General features: G+C 73.5%; 11 protein-coding genes. 4 read left to right on the forward strand and 7 right to left on the reverse strand.

What is annotated here, in order from left to right; translation table 11 throughout:
- The first annotated feature begins 48 nt into the window (after positions 1 to 48).
- Together mca and BUE44_RS01690 are read left to right on the forward strand one after the other, a co-directional pair.
- On the forward strand, positions 49 to 921 hold the full coding sequence (gene mca, locus BUE44_RS01685) for a mycothiol conjugate amidase Mca (protein WP_073492809.1): 873 nt from the start codon (positions 49 to 51) through the stop codon (positions 919 to 921).
- Between the two features lie 6 nt (positions 922 to 927).
- Positions 928 to 1164: a hypothetical protein gene (locus BUE44_RS01690; protein ID WP_073492811.1), complete on the forward strand. Its 237-nt coding sequence runs from the start codon at positions 928 to 930 to the stop codon at positions 1162 to 1164.
- A 120-nt stretch (positions 1165 to 1284) separates the two neighbouring features.
- Here the strand turns inward: BUE44_RS01690 and BUE44_RS01695 are convergent, their stop codons facing one another.
- The 4 genes from BUE44_RS01695 to BUE44_RS01710 form a co-directional block, all read right to left on the reverse strand.
- Complete coding sequence (locus BUE44_RS01695) at positions 1285 to 4563, reverse strand: tetratricopeptide repeat protein (RefSeq protein WP_456049207.1); 3279 nt, start codon at positions 4561 to 4563, stop codon at positions 1285 to 1287.
- A 204-nt stretch (positions 4564 to 4767) separates the two neighbouring features.
- The gene (locus BUE44_RS01700) at positions 4768 to 6078 is read right to left on the reverse strand and encodes an RNA polymerase sigma factor (RefSeq protein ID WP_073492813.1); all 1311 of its coding nucleotides are present in this window, start codon (positions 6076 to 6078) and stop codon (positions 4768 to 4770) included.
- A gap of 71 nt (positions 6079 to 6149) precedes the next feature.
- Entirely contained in the window at positions 6150 to 6506 is a 357-nt protein-coding gene (locus tag BUE44_RS01705; RefSeq protein ID WP_073492815.1) for a YciI family protein, read from the reverse strand.
- Between the two features lie 131 nt (positions 6507 to 6637).
- Positions 6638 to 7207 carry a Uma2 family endonuclease gene (locus BUE44_RS01710; protein WP_073492817.1) on the reverse strand — a complete coding sequence of 190 codons (570 nt, stop codon included), beginning with the start codon at positions 7205 to 7207 and terminating at the stop codon, positions 6638 to 6640.
- Positions 7208 to 7307: 100 nt separating this feature from the next.
- Here BUE44_RS01710 and BUE44_RS01715 point away from each other — a divergent pair, with 100 nt between their 5' ends.
- Positions 7308 to 9338 (forward strand): thioredoxin domain-containing protein, encoded by a 2031-nt coding sequence (locus BUE44_RS01715; RefSeq protein ID WP_073492819.1) that lies wholly within the window; start codon positions 7308 to 7310, stop codon positions 9336 to 9338.
- Positions 9339 to 9370: 32 nt separating this feature from the next.
- Here the strand turns inward: BUE44_RS01715 and BUE44_RS01720 are convergent, their stop codons facing one another.
- From BUE44_RS01720 to trhA, 3 genes are all read right to left on the reverse strand, one after another.
- On the reverse strand, positions 9371 to 9994 hold the full coding sequence (locus BUE44_RS01720; RefSeq protein WP_073493407.1) for a TetR/AcrR family transcriptional regulator: 624 nt from the start codon (positions 9992 to 9994) through the stop codon (positions 9371 to 9373).
- Positions 9995 to 9998: 4 nt separating this feature from the next.
- Positions 9999 to 11573: an MFS transporter gene (locus BUE44_RS01725; protein ID WP_073492821.1), complete on the reverse strand. Its 1575-nt coding sequence runs from the start codon at positions 11571 to 11573 to the stop codon at positions 9999 to 10001.
- A 173-nt stretch (positions 11574 to 11746) separates the two neighbouring features.
- Positions 11747 to 12445, reverse strand: coding sequence for a PAQR family membrane homeostasis protein TrhA (trhA, locus tag BUE44_RS01730; protein ID WP_073492823.1), 699 nt, complete (start codon positions 12443 to 12445; stop codon positions 11747 to 11749).
- Between the two features lie 250 nt (positions 12446 to 12695).
- Between trhA and BUE44_RS01735 the strand changes: the two genes are divergently transcribed.
- Positions 12696 to 14513 carry a phosphoenolpyruvate carboxykinase (GTP) gene (locus BUE44_RS01735; RefSeq protein ID WP_073492825.1) on the forward strand — a complete coding sequence of 606 codons (1818 nt, stop codon included), beginning with the start codon at positions 12696 to 12698 and terminating at the stop codon, positions 14511 to 14513.
- The last annotated feature ends 55 nt before the right edge of the window (positions 14514 to 14568 follow it).

Genomic DNA, 14568 nt, shown 5'->3' on the forward strand with positions numbered 1-14568 from the left:
TCCAGGACACCGGCAGCAGCAACCAACGGGACTTTGAGGACACCAGCCTTGACTGAGCAGCTTCGACTGATGGCCGTACACGCTCACCCCGACGACGAGTCGAGCAAGGGTGCCGCCACCATGGCCAAGTACGTGTCAGAAGGGGTGGACGTACTGGTGGCCACCTGCACCGGCGGCGAGCGCGGTTCGGTGCTCAACCCCAAACTCCAGGGCGACCCCTACATCGAGGAGAACATCCACGAGGTACGGGCCAGGGAGATGGACCTCGCCCGGGAGATCCTGGGCGTCAAGCAGGCCTGGCTCGGCTTCGTGGACTCCGGGCTGCCCGAGGGCGACCCGCTGCCCCCGCTGCCCGAGGGCTGCTTCGGACTGCAGGACGTCGACGAGGCCGCCGGCGCCCTGGTGAAGCTGATCCGGGAGTTCAAGCCGCAGGTGATCACCACCTACGACGAGAACGGCGGCTACCCGCACCCCGACCACATCATGACCCACAAGATCAGCATGGTGGCCTTCGAGGCCGCCGGCGACCCGGAGCGCTATCCGGAGGCCGGCGAGCCGTGGACGCCGCTCAAGCTCTACTACAACCAGGGCTTCAACAAGGCCCGCACCCTCGCCCTGCACGAGGCGCTGGAGGCCCGCTGCCTGGAGTCCCCCTACGCGGAGTGGCTCAAGCGCTGGGACGAGTTCGCCCGCCCCGACCGCAACATCTCCACCCACGTGCCGTGCGCGGACTTCTTCGAGATCCGCGACAAGGCGCTGCTCGCGCACGCCACCCAGATCGACCCGGACGGCGGGTGGTTCCGGGTCCCGATGGACCTCCAGCGCGAGGTCTGGCCGACCGAGGACTACGAGCTGGCGAAGAGCCGGGTGGACGTCTCGCTCCCCGAGGACGACCTCTTTGCGGGCGTCCGTGAGGCCTGAGGGACAATGGGCGGCGTGACAGCAACCCACGCCCTCGGCGGCCCGCTGGTCTCGCTCGCCGAGGTGGACAACAACAAGGTGACGCCGGGACTCCTCGGATTCGTGATATTCGCTGCCATCGCCTTCGGGCTGTGGATGCTCATGAAGAACATGGGCAAGCAGATGAAGAAGATCGACTTCGAGGAGCAGCCGGAGACTCCGGCGGTGCCGCACCCCTCCGACCCCCAGGCCCCCCGGCCCTGAACCCCGCTCCCGGGGTGTCCTCTTCGCAGAGGGCACGCTCCGGGGGCGCGTGGGGGCACCCCCACGCGCCCCCATAAGGTGCCGTCCTGCGCAGGCCCGGCAAGGTCCGCCGGACAGGCCCTACGCAGGGAGGGCCAGGACCATGCGGGCGGAGCGGTCCGGCGTCATGCCGAGGCGCCAGGCTTCCCAGGACGTCGCCGCGTTGGCGGATCCGCGTTCCAGGAGCAGGGCGTAGGCGGCGGCGTATTCCGCGAGGTCCGGGTCGCGGCCCGGGTAGGTGTCGCGGGCGGCCAGGCCGTGCAGGGCCGCCAGCGCCTGCCCGGTGCCCTCGTCCCGGGCGACCAGCGGCAGCACCGTGGCGCGGAGGAAGGACGCCCAGTCCTGGCCCCGCCGGTCGCCGAGGCCGGTGAAGAGCTGGTGGGCCTCGTCCAGCAGGGTCAGCGCCTCCAGCAGGCGCTCGTTGCCCGCGTCGATCACCGCCAGCTCCACGCACGACCACGCCTCGCCGTGCTCCACGCCGATCCGGCGGAAGTCCTGCCTGGCGTCCTGGAGCAGCTGCCGGGCGAAGCCGCTGTTGCGCAGATTGCCGGTCCTGGCCGCGCGCTGGTCACGGGTGACCCGCGCCGAGTGGTGCCGGGCGCAGGCCAGCCCGTAGACGTCCCGCATGCGGGAGAACATCGTGCGGGACCGCTCCAGGGTGCGCAGCGCCGCGTCGGTGTCACCGCACTCCTCCAGCGCCTGCCCCAGGTGGTACAGCGTCCACGCCTCACCGCGGGCGTCCTCGCTGGCCCGGTGCCGCTGGACCGCCTCGTCCAGGTCGTGGGCCGCCTCGCGGGGCTCGCCGCGCAGCAGCCGGGCCCTGGCCAGCTGGGTCATCGTCCAGGCGGTGCCGCGCGGGTCGCGGGCCAGGGCGTACGACTGGCCGGCCGCCCGCAGCTCCGCCTCGCCCTGGTCGGGCCGGCCGAGCAGCAGATACACCTGGCCCAGCTGGAGATGGGCCCACGCCTCGCCCTGCACGCTCTCGTTGGCCCGGTGCAGCGTCAGCGACTGCTGGAGCAGCTCCAGGGCGCTGCCGAGCTGGCCCATGTCGCGCAGCACCGCGGCCAGCGCGTGCATCGTCCAGGCGCGGTCCTCCTCCAGCTCGGGCGCCGCCTGGATCGCCAGCGCCTCCCGCAGCTTGACCTCGGCCTCCCGCAGGTTGCCCTGGTGGTGCAGAGTGATGCCGAGGCTGTCCAGCGCGCGGGCCGCGCCGGCCGGGTGCTGCGCCTCGAAGTAGAGGTCCACCACCGTGCTCAGCGTGGACCTGGACTTGTCCAGCTCGCCCAGCTGCCGTGCCGCGATGCCGGTACGCCACTGCACCGAGCGCACCAGCACCGAACGGTCCTCGTCCGGGCCGGACCCGGGCTGCCGCGCCTGCTGGGCCTGCGCCATCTCGCTGATCTCTCCCAGCCGGTAGAGGTCGCCGCGCAGCAGGCAGTAGTCGCACAGCGCGCCCAGCAGCGCCTGGACCGCGGTCCGGTCGACGCCCGCCGTCTCGCGCAGCGCGGCCGTGATGAAGCTGGACTCCTCGTCCAGCCAGCGCAGCGCCGTTTCCAGGGAGGCGAATCCGTGCTGCCCGAAGCGCCCCGCCCGGGTCGAGGTCTTGCCCTCCACCAGCCGCACCACCGTGTTGGCCAGGTCGGCGTAGGAGCGGATCAGCCGCTCGTGGGCCGCGGCCCGCTCGGCCGGGTCCTCCTCGTCGAGCAGCCGCTCGGCGGCGAAGGCCCGTACGAGGTCGTGCGGCCGGTAGCGGTTGCCGCGGACGTTGTCCACCAGCCCGGCCGCGGCCAGCTCCGACAGCCGCCGGGCCGCCTCCTGGTCGTCGGTGGCCAGCAGCGCGGCCGCCGCGGCGGCCCCGAAGCTCGCCCGGCCGGCCAGCGCGAGGCGGCGCAGCAGCCGGCGGTTGGGCTCGGACTGGTCGTGGTAGCGCAGCGCCAGGACCCGGTCGACCGGGTCGCGGGGCCCGAAGACCTCGATGTCCTCGGCCAGCCGCGCCGGGCCGTGGTGGTCGGCCAGCGCGGAACCGGCGATCCGCAGCGCCAGCGGCAGGCCCGCGCACAGGTCCCGCAGCCGTGCGGACTGCGCGAGGTCGGGCCCCGGCAGGCCCGCGGCCTGCGCCAGGTGGCCGAGCAGCCCCTGCGTGCCGGCCGGCGACAGCGGGGCGACCTCCAGGTGGCGCACCCGGGCGCCCGGCATGTCCAGCGCCAGCGGCTCGCGCGCGGTGACCAGCACCAGGCTCTCCGAGCGCTCGGGCACCAGCGCGCTCACCTGGTCCGCCTCCGTGGCGTCGTCAAGCACGATCACCACCGGTACGCCGGCCAGGTGCTGCTGGTACTGGTCGCTGAGCCGGCGCAGGTGCTGGCCCTGGTCCTGGCGGTCCTGCCGCTCCCTGAAAAGGAGCTGGTCGCGGGGCGCCCCGAGCCGGTTCAGCAGGTGCAGCAGCGCGTCCCGTACCGGCAGCGCGGCCCGGCCGTCGCCCGCGCCGCGCAGGTCCACCACGCACGCGCCCCTGAACTGGTCCTTCAACTCCCGCGCCGCGCGCACCGCGAGCGCGGTACGCCCGCTGCCCGGCGGGCCGTGCAGCACGATCACGGTGGGCTGGACGGCGACGGCGGCGCGGGCCTGGTGCACCGCCTGCGAGATCTGCGTCATCTCCGTCGTGCGGCCGGTGAAGAAGCCGTCGGCCTCGGGGAGCTGGCCGAAGGACTGCTCCAGCACCGCCCGGGTGCGGGCCGCCGCGCTGCGGTCGCCGCCGGTGCGGCGCGGCCGCGGCACCTCGGACGGGGACCGCGCCGGTTTCACCCCCGACGGCTCCGCGGCCTGCGGCGTGCCCGCGGCCTCCAGGAAGGGCCGCACCCCGCGCCGCTCCAGCGCCGCCAGCCACAGCAGCCGCAGCTGCTCGGCCCCGCCCGGCGCACCGCGCTCGGGCCCGGCCGCCCTCCTGGCCGCCCGGCCCTTCGCCGCGGCGGCGCCCAGCGTGGCGACCCCGGCGGCGCCCACCGCGGCACCGGTCACCAGTGACGCCCCCGGGGACAGCCCCTGCCCCAGGTCGACGCCGAAGGCGACCGCGGCCGCCACCCCGGCCACCAGGCCGCCGGCCGTACCGCTCGCGGCGCCCGAGCCGCGCCCCTGCGGCGGACCGCCGGGCGCGGGCCTGGGCGCCTCCCTGGCCTCCAACGCGCGCTGGTAGGCGGCGTATTCGACCGCGGCCGCCTCGTTGATCTCGTCGAACCGCTCCCGCGCCTGCCGCAGCAGCGCGTTCCCGCCGCCCGCGGGGCCCTGCTCGGCCACCAGCCGCGCCACCAGCCTGTCGGCGGCGGCGCGATCGGCTTCCCGCAGTGCGATTCGTGACTCCGGCACATCGTCCTCCCGGGTGACGCCCGACAGGTCGTCGGATGGGTTTCGTGCCCGTCCACGCCCTGCGTCAAGCGTGGCGAACCGGTCCGATCCCGTCCCAAGTCTGTTACCGAACACCGCAGTTGGCGAGGGTTCTGCGCCTCGCGCCCCGGTGTGCGGACCGTACGCCTGCCCGGGCGTGCCCGGGCGGCCAGGCCGTACGCCCGGTCAGCCGCCCGACGCCGCCGCCCGCCCCAGCAGCAGCGCGCGCTCGGCCCCGTTGCGGGTCAGCCCGGCCGCCCGGACGAACTCCTCCCGCGCCTCCGCCGTACGCCCCAGTCGGGCCAGCAGGTCGCCGCGGACGCTCGGCAGCAGGTGGTAGCCCTCCAGGGCGCCGCCCGCCGCCAGCGCGTCGACCAGGGCCAGACCGGCCGCGGGCCCCTCCGCCATGCCGACCGCGACCGCCCGGTTCAGCTCCACCACGGGCGAGGGCGCGGTCGCGGCCAGCGCCCGGTACAGCCCGGCGATCCGCGCCCAGTCGGTGTCCGCGGCCCGTACCGCCTGCGCGTGGCAGGCGGCGATCGCGGCCTGCAGGGCGTACGGCCCCGGCGCCGCCCCGCGCGCCCTGGCCGCCGCGTCCGCGCGGGCCAGCGCCGCGAAACCGCGGCGGATCAGCAACTGGTCCCAGCGCCTGCGGTCCTGCTCCAGCAGCGTCACCGGGACGCCGTCCTTCGTCCGCGCCGCCGACCGCGAGGCCTGAACCTCCAGCAGCGCCGCCAGCCCGTGCACCTCCGGCTCGGCCGGCATCAGCCCCTGGAGCACCCGGGCCAGCCGCAGCGCGTCCTCGCACAGGCCCGGCCGCATCCAGTCGTCACCCGCGGTCGCGGAGTAGCCCTCGTTGAAGATCAGGTAGACCACTTCGAGCACCGACGCCAGCCGCCCGGCCAGCTCGTCCCCCTGCGGCACCTCGAAGGGCACCTTCTCCTTCGCCAGGGTGCGCTTGGCCCGGACGATGCGCTGCGCGACCGTCGGCTCCGCCACCAGGAAGGCCCGCGCGACCTCGTCCGTCGTCAGCCCGCCGAGCAGTCGCAGCGTCAGCGCGAGGCGGGCCTCCCTGGACAGCACCGGGTGGCACGCGACGAAGACCAGCCGCAGCAGGTCGTCCTCGATGTCGCCCTCGGGGCCGCTCCCGGGCTCCTCGAAGGCGGCCGCCCCCTGGGCGGTCTCCAGCTCGTGGCCCAGCAGCGCCACCTTCCGGGCGAGGGTCTCGTTGCGCCGGATCAGGTCGATGCCGCGCCGCTTGGCGGTGGTCATCAGCCATGCGCCGGGGTTGCGCGGCACCCCGTCGCGCGGCCACTGCTCCAGCGCGGCGACCAGCGCGTCCTGCGCCAGCTCCTCGGCGACGCCTATGTCGAGCACCAGCCGGGTCAGCCCGGCGATCAGCCGCGGCGACTCGATGCGCCACACGGCCTCCACCGCCCGCCGCGCACGGTCCTGCTCGGCATGCGGTGGTGTCCCTGCGCGGTCGGCTGCTGTCACGACCCCCCATCACAGCAGCCGCGGGGCGCCCGCGCAAAGCGGCCGCCCCGCACCGGCCCTCCCCGAACGCCCTACGCGGGCTCGTCCACCTGCCGGACCTCCGCGGTGATCTCCCACTCGTCCCCGTGGATCGCCAGGAAGCGCGACGCCCACTGCGACGCCTCCTCCACCGACTTGGCCTGGATGAGCGCGTACCCCCCGATGACCTCCTTGGCCTCGGCGAACGGCCCGTCGAGCACCGTCTGCTTCCCCGCGACCTGCCGGATCACCGTCCCCTCGTCCGTCGGCCGCAGCCCCCCGGTGTCCAGCAGCACCCCCGCCTTGGTCATGTCCTCCAGAAGCTTGCCCATCTCGGTCATCAACTCCTCGCTGGGCCCCTCCGTCGGGGCCTTCGCCGGGTCGAGCCGCAGCAGCATCATGTAGCGCATCGTGGCGTCCTCTTTCCGTCCGGTTCGATCTCGTCCGAGGGCTCGTTCACTGTGCCCTCACCGACGCGTCGATCGGGAGACGCCGGGATCGACACGGCGGCGAAGCTTTTCTCGCGGGGTCGCGCTGCCGGTCAGAGGACGGACGTGAGGTCGACGTCCACGGCGAAGGGAGCGGTCGCTTTGATCACGCCGGTGAAGACGTCGGTGTCGCGGTAGCGGCCGCTCGCCGGGTCGAGCACGTAGGCGTACACGACCGGGACGTCGGTGGGGGTCTGTTCGACGCGCCAGTAGAAGGGGATGCCCGCCACCGCGTACTGGTGCAGTTTCACCGTCCGGTCGGTGGTCTCGGATCCGGGGGAGACGACCTCCACGGCCAGCAGGACGTGCTCCGGGCGCGTGGGGGTGGCGTCGATGGTGTCCGCGCGGTAGACGACGACGTCAGGGCGGCGATTGGTGAGCGGTACGTCCTGGAGGCGGACGTCGAAGTCGGTGTCGGCATTCCACTGGGCGCCGCCCGCCGCGTCCAGCGCGTTGGCGAGGATGCGGGCCAGCCGGTTGTGCCGGATGGATGCGCTGGGGCTCACGACGACGATCCCATCGACGACCTCGATACCGGCGCACTGCTCCGCGGACCAGCCGTCGTACTGCTCGGCGGTGATCTGCTCGTGCATCCACGCAGGCGCGACCGTCTCGGCACTCATCGCGCACCTCCCGGGAACACACCAGCTGTCCGGACGAGTGACCAGCGTACAGGCGGCGCCGTGGCGGGACCCGGCGCGGCGGGCGTGAGAAGGTGACGGGGTGAACCGACTCGGTGACGCGACCTCGCCCTATCTGCTGCAGCATGCGGACAACCCGGTGGACTGGTGGCCCTGGGGGCGGGAGGCCTTCGAGGAGGCCCGCAAGCGCGGGGTGCCGGTGCTGCTCAGCGTCGGGTACAGCGCCTGCCACTGGTGCCATGTCATGGCGGGCGAATCGTTCGAGGACGAGGCCATCGCGGCGTATCTCAACGAGCACTTCGTCTCCGTCAAGGTCGACCGCGAGGAGCGGCCCGACGTCGACGCCGTCTACATGGAGGCGGTGCAGGCCGCGACCGGGCAGGGCGGCTGGCCCATGACGGTGTTCCTGACGCCCGACGGGGAGCCGTTCTACTTCGGTACGTACTTCCCGCCGCGGGCCCGGCAGGGGATGCCCGGGTTCATGGACGTGCTGGAGGGGGTCGTCGCCGCGTGGCGGGACCGGCGCGAGGAGGTCGGGGACGTCGCGGGGCGCATCGTGCGCGACCTCGCCGACCGGGCCGCGGCGTACGGTGCCGCCGTCACGCCGGGTGACGCCGAGATGGGCGCCGCGCTGCTCGGGCTCACCCGGGAGTACGACGCGCGGCGCGGCGGGTTCGGGGGAGCGCCGAAATTCCCGCCGTCCATGGTGCTGGAGTTCCTGCTCCGCCACCACGCCCGCACCGGCGCCGAGGGCGCCCTCCAGATGGCCCGCGACACCTGCGAGGCGATGGCCCGCGGCGGCATCTACGACCAGCTCGGCGGCGGCTTCGCCCGCTACAGCGTCGACCGCGACTGGTGCGTACCGCACTTCGAGAAGATGCTGTACGACAACGCGCTGCTCACCCGGGTCTACGCGCATCTGTGGCGGGCCACCGGATCCGACCTGGCCCGCCGGGTCGCGCTGGAGACCGCCGACTTCCTTGTCAGCGAACTCGCCACCGACGAGGGCGGCTTCGCCTCCGCGCTGGACGCCGACAGCGACGACGGCACCGGCGCGCACGCCGAAGGCGCCTACTACGTCTGGACACCCGCCCAACTCGTCGCCGAACTGGGCGAGGCCGACGGTGAGTTCGCCGCCGACTACTTCGGGGTCACCCAGGAGGGCACCTTCGAAGAGGGCGCCTCGGTGCTGCAACTGCCGCAGGGCGGCGGGGTGGTGGACGCCGAACGGGTCACCTCCGTGAGGGACCGGCTGCTCGCCGCCCGCGACCGGCGGCCGCGGCCCGGCCGCGACGACAAGGTCGTCGCCGCGTGGAACGGCCTGGCCATCGCCGCGCTCGCCGAGACCGGTGCCTACTTCGACCGCACCGACCTGGTGCAGGCCGCGGTCGACGCCGCCGACCTGCTGGTGCGGGTCCACCTCGACGGGCGCGGGCGGCTCACCCGGACCTCGCGCGACGGGGTCGCCGGCGCCAACGACGGCGTGCTGGAGGACTACGCCGACGTCGCCGAGGGCTTCCTCGCGCTCGCCTCGGTCACCGGCGAGGGCGTCTGGCTGGACTTCGCCGGGCTGCTGCTGGACTCCGTGCTGCACCACTTCACCGCCGACGACGGCACGCTCTACGACACCGCGGACGACGCGGAGGCGCTCATCCGGCGGCCGCAGGACCCCACGGACAACGCCACCCCCTCCGGGTGGACGGCCGCTGCCGGGGCGCTGCTGTCGTACGCCGCCCACACCGGCGCCGAGCCGCACCGCACGGCCGCCGAGCGCGCGCTCGGCGTCGTCGGGGCCCTCGCGGGGCGGGCCCCGCGCTTCATCGGGTGGGGCCTCGCCGTCGCCGAGGCCGCGATCGACGGGCCGCGCGAGGTCGCCGTGGTCGGCGGTACCGGCGATCCGCTCACGGCCGAGCTGCACCGCACTGCGCTGCTGGGCGGCGCGCCCGGCGCCGTCGTCGCCGTGGGCGAGGAGGGCTCCACGGAATTCCCGCTGCTCCACCAGCGGCCCACCCGCGCGGGCCGCGCCGCCGCGTACGTCTGCCGCCACTTCGTCTGCGACGCGCCCACCTCCGACCCGCGCGCCCTGCGCAGCCAGCTCCGCACCCCGGGGTGACCCCGCGACCCGCCGGGCCCCTCACCGACGCGTCAGACGTCCAGGCCGCGGTTGAGGATGCGCAGGGAGCGGTCGATGAGGACCAGGAGGTCCTCGTCGGGGGCCTTCTCGACCCAGAACATCGTGGCCTCGTGGATCACCGAGAAGACCGCCGCGGTAAAGACGCGTACTTCCAGCGCGTCGGCGGTGCGGCCCGTGCGGGCCGCGATGATCCCGCCGAGCAGCCGCCCGGTCAGGGACATGCTCTCGTGCGCGCGGGCCCGGATCGACGGGACGTCGCGGACGAGCTTCTCGCGCTGGACCATCTCGGCCCGCTCGGCGGGGTCGTTCAGGACCGCGCCCAGCGACTCGTGCAGGACCATCCGCAGCGAGACCAGCGGCGGCTCCCCCTCGGGGCGGTCGCGCAGCATGTCCGCCATCATGTCGTCGTACTCGTCGGTGAGGACGATGTCCTCCTTGGTGGGGAAGTAGCGGAAGACCGTGCTGGGCGACACATCCGCCTCCGCCGCGATCCGGTCCACCGGCGTGGCGTCGTATCCGTGCTCCGCGAAGAGCCGGTACGCGGCGGCGCGGATGGCCTGCCGGGTCTGGACCTTCTTGCGTTCCCGCAGGCCCGCCCGCGGGGGGCAGCCGGTGTCGGGGGTTCGAGGGGACATGACGTCATTGTCGGGCATCCGCCCGCTGCTCGGCCATCGCGTCCGCGGGGGCGGCCGGGGCGGCGGCCGCCGGGCGGTCCGGGCGCGGGTTGGGCAGCAGGGCCGCCAGCAGCAGCGCGGTGACCAGCGAGGCGGCACCGCAGGCGACCAGCGCCAGGTCCATGCCGTGCAGATACGAGGTGTCGGCGGAGGCGGCCAGGGCCCGGTCGCCGAGCCGGGCGGCGACGGCGTGGGCGCCGACGACCGACTCGCGGGCGGTGTGAGCGGCGTCCGGTGACAGGCCGGCGGTGTCGAGGCGGTCGGTGTAGCCGGCGGCCAGGACGCTGCCGAGGATGGCGACGCCGATGGCCGCGCCGGTCTGCCGGAGCGTCTGGAGCAGGCCGGAGCCGCTGCCGGCGCGCTCCCTGGGGAGGGCGCCGAGCGCGCTGTTCATGGCCTGCACGACGACCAGGCCGAGACCGGCGCCGGCGATCGCCAGCCACAGCGCGGTGCCGCCGTACCCGTCGCCGCTCGCGGTGGTGGCGCCGAGGAAGGCGCCCGCGGCCAGGGCCAGCAGGCCGGCGACGATCACCGGGCGCGGCCCGGACCTGGCGGCCAGGTAGGGGCTGAGCCGGGCGGCGACCATCAGCCCGCCCAGCATCGGCAGCAGCCGCAGGCCGGTGCCGAAGGCGTCGTAGCCCAGCGTCGACTGGAGGTACGACGGCAGGACGAAGACCATGCCGGTGAGGATGAAGCTGACCAGGGTGGCGGCGACGGCGTTCCCCAGGAAGGCGCGCTGCCGCAGCAGGCTCATGTCGAGCATGGGCCGCTCGACCGTCCGCTCCCGCAGCACGAGCGCGGCCAGCAGGACCGCCCCGGCCGCGAGCACGGCCACGACGAGCGGGTCGCCCCAGCCGCGGTTGGGCGCCTCGATGATGCCGTAGACCAGGGCGCCGAGGCCGAGGACGCTGCAGAAGGTGCTGGACACCCGGACCCGTGGTGCGGCCGGGTCGGTGGTCTCGGGCAGCAGGGCGTAGCAGGCCGCGACCGCCAGCGCGATGAGCGGGATGTTGACCAGGAAGACCGAGCCCCACCAGAAGTGCTGGAGGAGGGTGCCGCCGATGATCGGGCCGAGCGGCATGCCGAAGGCCACGGCGGTGCTGGCCAGCGCGACCGCCTTGGGGCGTTCGGCCGGGCCGAACAGCGACGGGATGACCGACAGGGCGAGCGGCATGACGAAGGCGCCGCCCAGGCCCATGACGGTGCGGGCGGCGATGACCGGGCCGGGGCTGTCCACGAGCGAGCCGAGGACGGAGCCGACGAGGAAGACCGCGAGGCCGGCGACCAGCATCCGGCGCCGCCCGAAGCGGTCGCCGAGCAGGCCGGCGGGCAGCATCGCGGCGGCGAAGACGACGGTGTACGAGTCGACGATCCACTGCATGTCGCCGGTGCCGGCGCCGATGCTGCCCGCCATGGTCGGCAGGGCGACGTTGAGGATCGTGGTGTCGAAGCTGAGGACGAGCATGCTCAGGCACAGCGCGATGAGCGCGAGCCAGCGCCGGGGGTCGGGCTGCGGGGGAGCGGTTGAGGGAGCGGACATCGAGATCTCCTGCGAGAGAGCGTCAATTGATAGCGACTCTCAAAAGAATGTAGCTCGCGCGTGCTTCCCTGCCAACCGGATCCCGGGCATCGTGAAGCGCCATGTCGCGGGCATGACGAAGGCCCGCACCCCCGAGGGGGCGCGGGCCGAGGTGGCGTCGAGGGGGCGGCGGCCTATCGGTGCTGGTAGGCCACCAGCGAGATGCCGATGTAGTGGACGATGAAGGCGGCCAGCGTGAGCGAGTGGAAGACCTCGTGGAAGCCGAACCAGCGCGGCGACGGGTTGGGCCGCTTGAAGCCGTAGACGGCCGCGCCCGTGCTGTAGAGCAGCCCGCCGACGATCACGCAGACCAGGACGGCGACGCCGCCGGTGCGCAGGAAGTCCGGCAGGAAGAAGACCGCGACCCAGCCCAGCGCGATGTAGCAGGGTGTGTACAGCCACCGGGGAGCGCCGATCCAGCAGACGCGAAAGGCGATACCGGCCAGCGCCCCGGCCCACACCATCCACAGCAGCAAGTGGGAGGTGCCACCGGGCAGCAGCAGTATCGCGAGCGGTGTGTAGGTGCCCGCGATGATCAGGAAGATGTTCGCATGGTCAAGCCGGCGCAAAATTCCGGCGCTGCGCGGACCCCAGTCGCCGCGGTGGTAAAGCGCGCTCACGCCGAACAGCGCGCAGGCCGACACCGTGAAGACCGCGCACGCGACGCGTCCCCTGGTGCTCTGCGCGAAGGCGGTGAGCACCACCCCGGAAATGAGCACCGCGGGGAACATTCCCGCGTGCAACCACCCTCTGAGCTTGGGTTTTATCGGTGCGGCCAGGTCGAGACCATCGACGTCGGAGGGTACTTCTGCAGTGTGGTCGACTGCGCTCATGGCGTCAATCCTACCTACGCCACCGTAGGTTGCCCGGGCGTGGCTCGGCCGCGCGTGCCGTCGTGCCGGTCGTGGCGGGGCTCACTTCCGCTCCCCTGGACAGACTCGTTCGACCGGCCTCACACTCATATGAGTGCGGTCGGTACCGGATGAGCACTCCACGAACGCGTCCGGGCCGCAGCCCCCAAGGGGCCGAACCAACCCTCAACTCTCACGCCGGTCTGTGCGGACCCGGCGGGACGGAGCGATCGTGGCGCGCGCTAATACGGCTCCCACCGAACACCAGGAACTGATCCGATGGGTCGGCGAGATCGCCGATCTCACCCAGCCCGACGAGGTCGTCTGGTGCGACGGCTCGCAGGCGGAGTACGACCTGCTCGCGGCGGAACTCGTCGCGAAGGGCACCTTCACCAGGCTCGACCCGACCCTGCGACCGAACTCGTACCACGCGGCCTCCGACCCCTCCGACGTGGCGCGCGTCGAGGACCGTACGTTCATCTGCTCGGCGGACGAGGCCGACGCGGGCCCCACCAACCACTGGAAGGACCCCGCCGAGATGCGGGAGGTCTTCACCGGTGAGACGGGGCTCTTCCGCGGGGCGATGCGCGGCCGGACGATGTACGTCGTGCCGTTCTGCATGGGGCCGCTCGGCTCACCGCTGTCCGCGATGGGCGTGGAGATCACCGACTCCGCGTACGTCGCCGTGTCCATGCGCACGATGACCCGGATGGGCAGCGCCGTCCTGGACGAGCTGGGCACCGACGGGGACTTCGTCAAGGCCGTCCACTCGGTCGGCGCCCCGCTCGCCGACGGCCAGGCCGACGTGCCCTGGCCGTGCAGCGACACCAAGTACATCTCGCACTTCCCCGAGGACCGGGAGATCTGGTCCTACGGCTCCGGCTACGGCGGCAACGCCCTGCTGGGCAAGAAGTGCTACGCCCTGCGGATCGCCTCCGTCATGGCCCGCGACGAGGGCTGGCTCGCCGAGCACATGTTGATCCTCAAGCTCACCCCGCCGCGGGGGGAGACCAAATACGTCGCCGCCGCCTTCCCCTCCGCGTGCGGCAAGACCAACCTGGCGATGCTGGAGCCCACCGTCTCCGGCTGGACCGTCGAGACCATCGGCGACGACATCGCCTGGATGCGCTTCGGCGAGGACGGCCGGCTGTACGCCATCAACCCCGAGGCCGGGTTCTTCGGCGTCGCCCCCGGCACCGGCGAGCACACCAACGCCAACGCCATGAAGACGATGTACGCCAACTCCATCTTCACCAACGTCGCCCTCACCGACGAGGGCGACGTGTGGTGGGAGGGCATGACCGAGGAGCCCCCGGCCCACCTCACCGACTGGAAGGGCAACGACTGGACCCCCGCGTCCGGCACGCCCGCCGCCCACCCCAACGCCCGCTTCACCGTCCCCGCCGACCAGTGCCCGATCATCGCCCCCGAGTGGGAGGACCCGCGCGGCGTCCCGATCTCCGCGATCCTCTTCGGCGGCCGCCGCGCCACCGCCGTACCGCTGGTCACCGAGTCCTTCGACTGGCAGCACGGCGTCTTCCTCGGCGCGAACATCGCCAGCGAGAAGACGGCCGCCGCCGAGGGCAAGGTCGGCGAGCTGCGCCGCGACCCCTTCGCGATGCTGCCCTTCTGCGGCTACAACATGGGCGACTACTTCGCGCACTGGCTGGAGGTGGGCAAGGCCCACGACCCGGCGAAACTGCCGAAGATCTACTACGTCAACTGGTTCCGCAAGGACGCGGACGGCCACTTCGTGTGGCCCGGCTTCGGCGAGAACAGCCGGGTCCTGAAGTGGATCGTCGACCGGCTGAACGGCACCGCGGAAGGGGTCAGCACCCCCATCGGCACGCTGCCGGCGCCGGGCGCCCTCGACACGGACGGCCTCGGCCTGAGCCCGGCCGCCCTCGACCTGCTCCTGACGGTCGACCCCCAGGCCTGGCGCGAGGAGGCCGGGCTGATCCCGGCCCACCTGGAGACCTTCGGCGACCGCACGCCGCCGGAGCTGTGGGCCGAGTACGAGTCCCTGGTCGCCCGCCTGGGCCCCGCCTAAGCCCCGCGCAGGGCGGCGCCCCACAGCGGCGCGTGGGGGCACCCCCGGGCGAGGC

It is taken from the genome of Actinacidiphila paucisporea, assembly GCF_900142575.1.
In the GTDB taxonomy this organism is placed as follows: Bacteria; Actinomycetota; Actinomycetes; order Streptomycetales; family Streptomycetaceae; genus Actinacidiphila; species Actinacidiphila paucisporea.

Excerpts from the sequence above, each read along its gene's own strand:
- BUE44_RS01690 (WP_073492811.1), top strand. The coding sequence starts at position 928 with ATGGGCGGCGTGACAGCAACCCACGCCCTCGGCGGCCCGCTGGTCTCG.
- BUE44_RS01705 (WP_073492815.1), bottom strand. The coding sequence starts at position 6,506 with ATGCGCTACATGATGCTGCTGCGGCTCGACCCGGCGAAGGCCCCGACG.
- BUE44_RS01710 (WP_073492817.1), bottom strand. The coding sequence starts at position 7,207 with ATGAGTGCCGAGACGGTCGCGCCTGCGTGGATGCACGAGCAGATCACC.
- BUE44_RS01720 (WP_073493407.1), bottom strand. The coding sequence starts at position 9,994 with ATGTCCCCTCGAACCCCCGACACCGGCTGCCCCCCGCGGGCGGGCCTG.
- BUE44_RS01725 (WP_073492821.1), bottom strand. The coding sequence starts at position 11,573 with ATGTCCGCTCCCTCAACCGCTCCCCCGCAGCCCGACCCCCGGCGCTGG.
- trhA (WP_073492823.1), bottom strand. The coding sequence starts at position 12,445 with ATGAGCGCAGTCGACCACACTGCAGAAGTACCCTCCGACGTCGATGGT.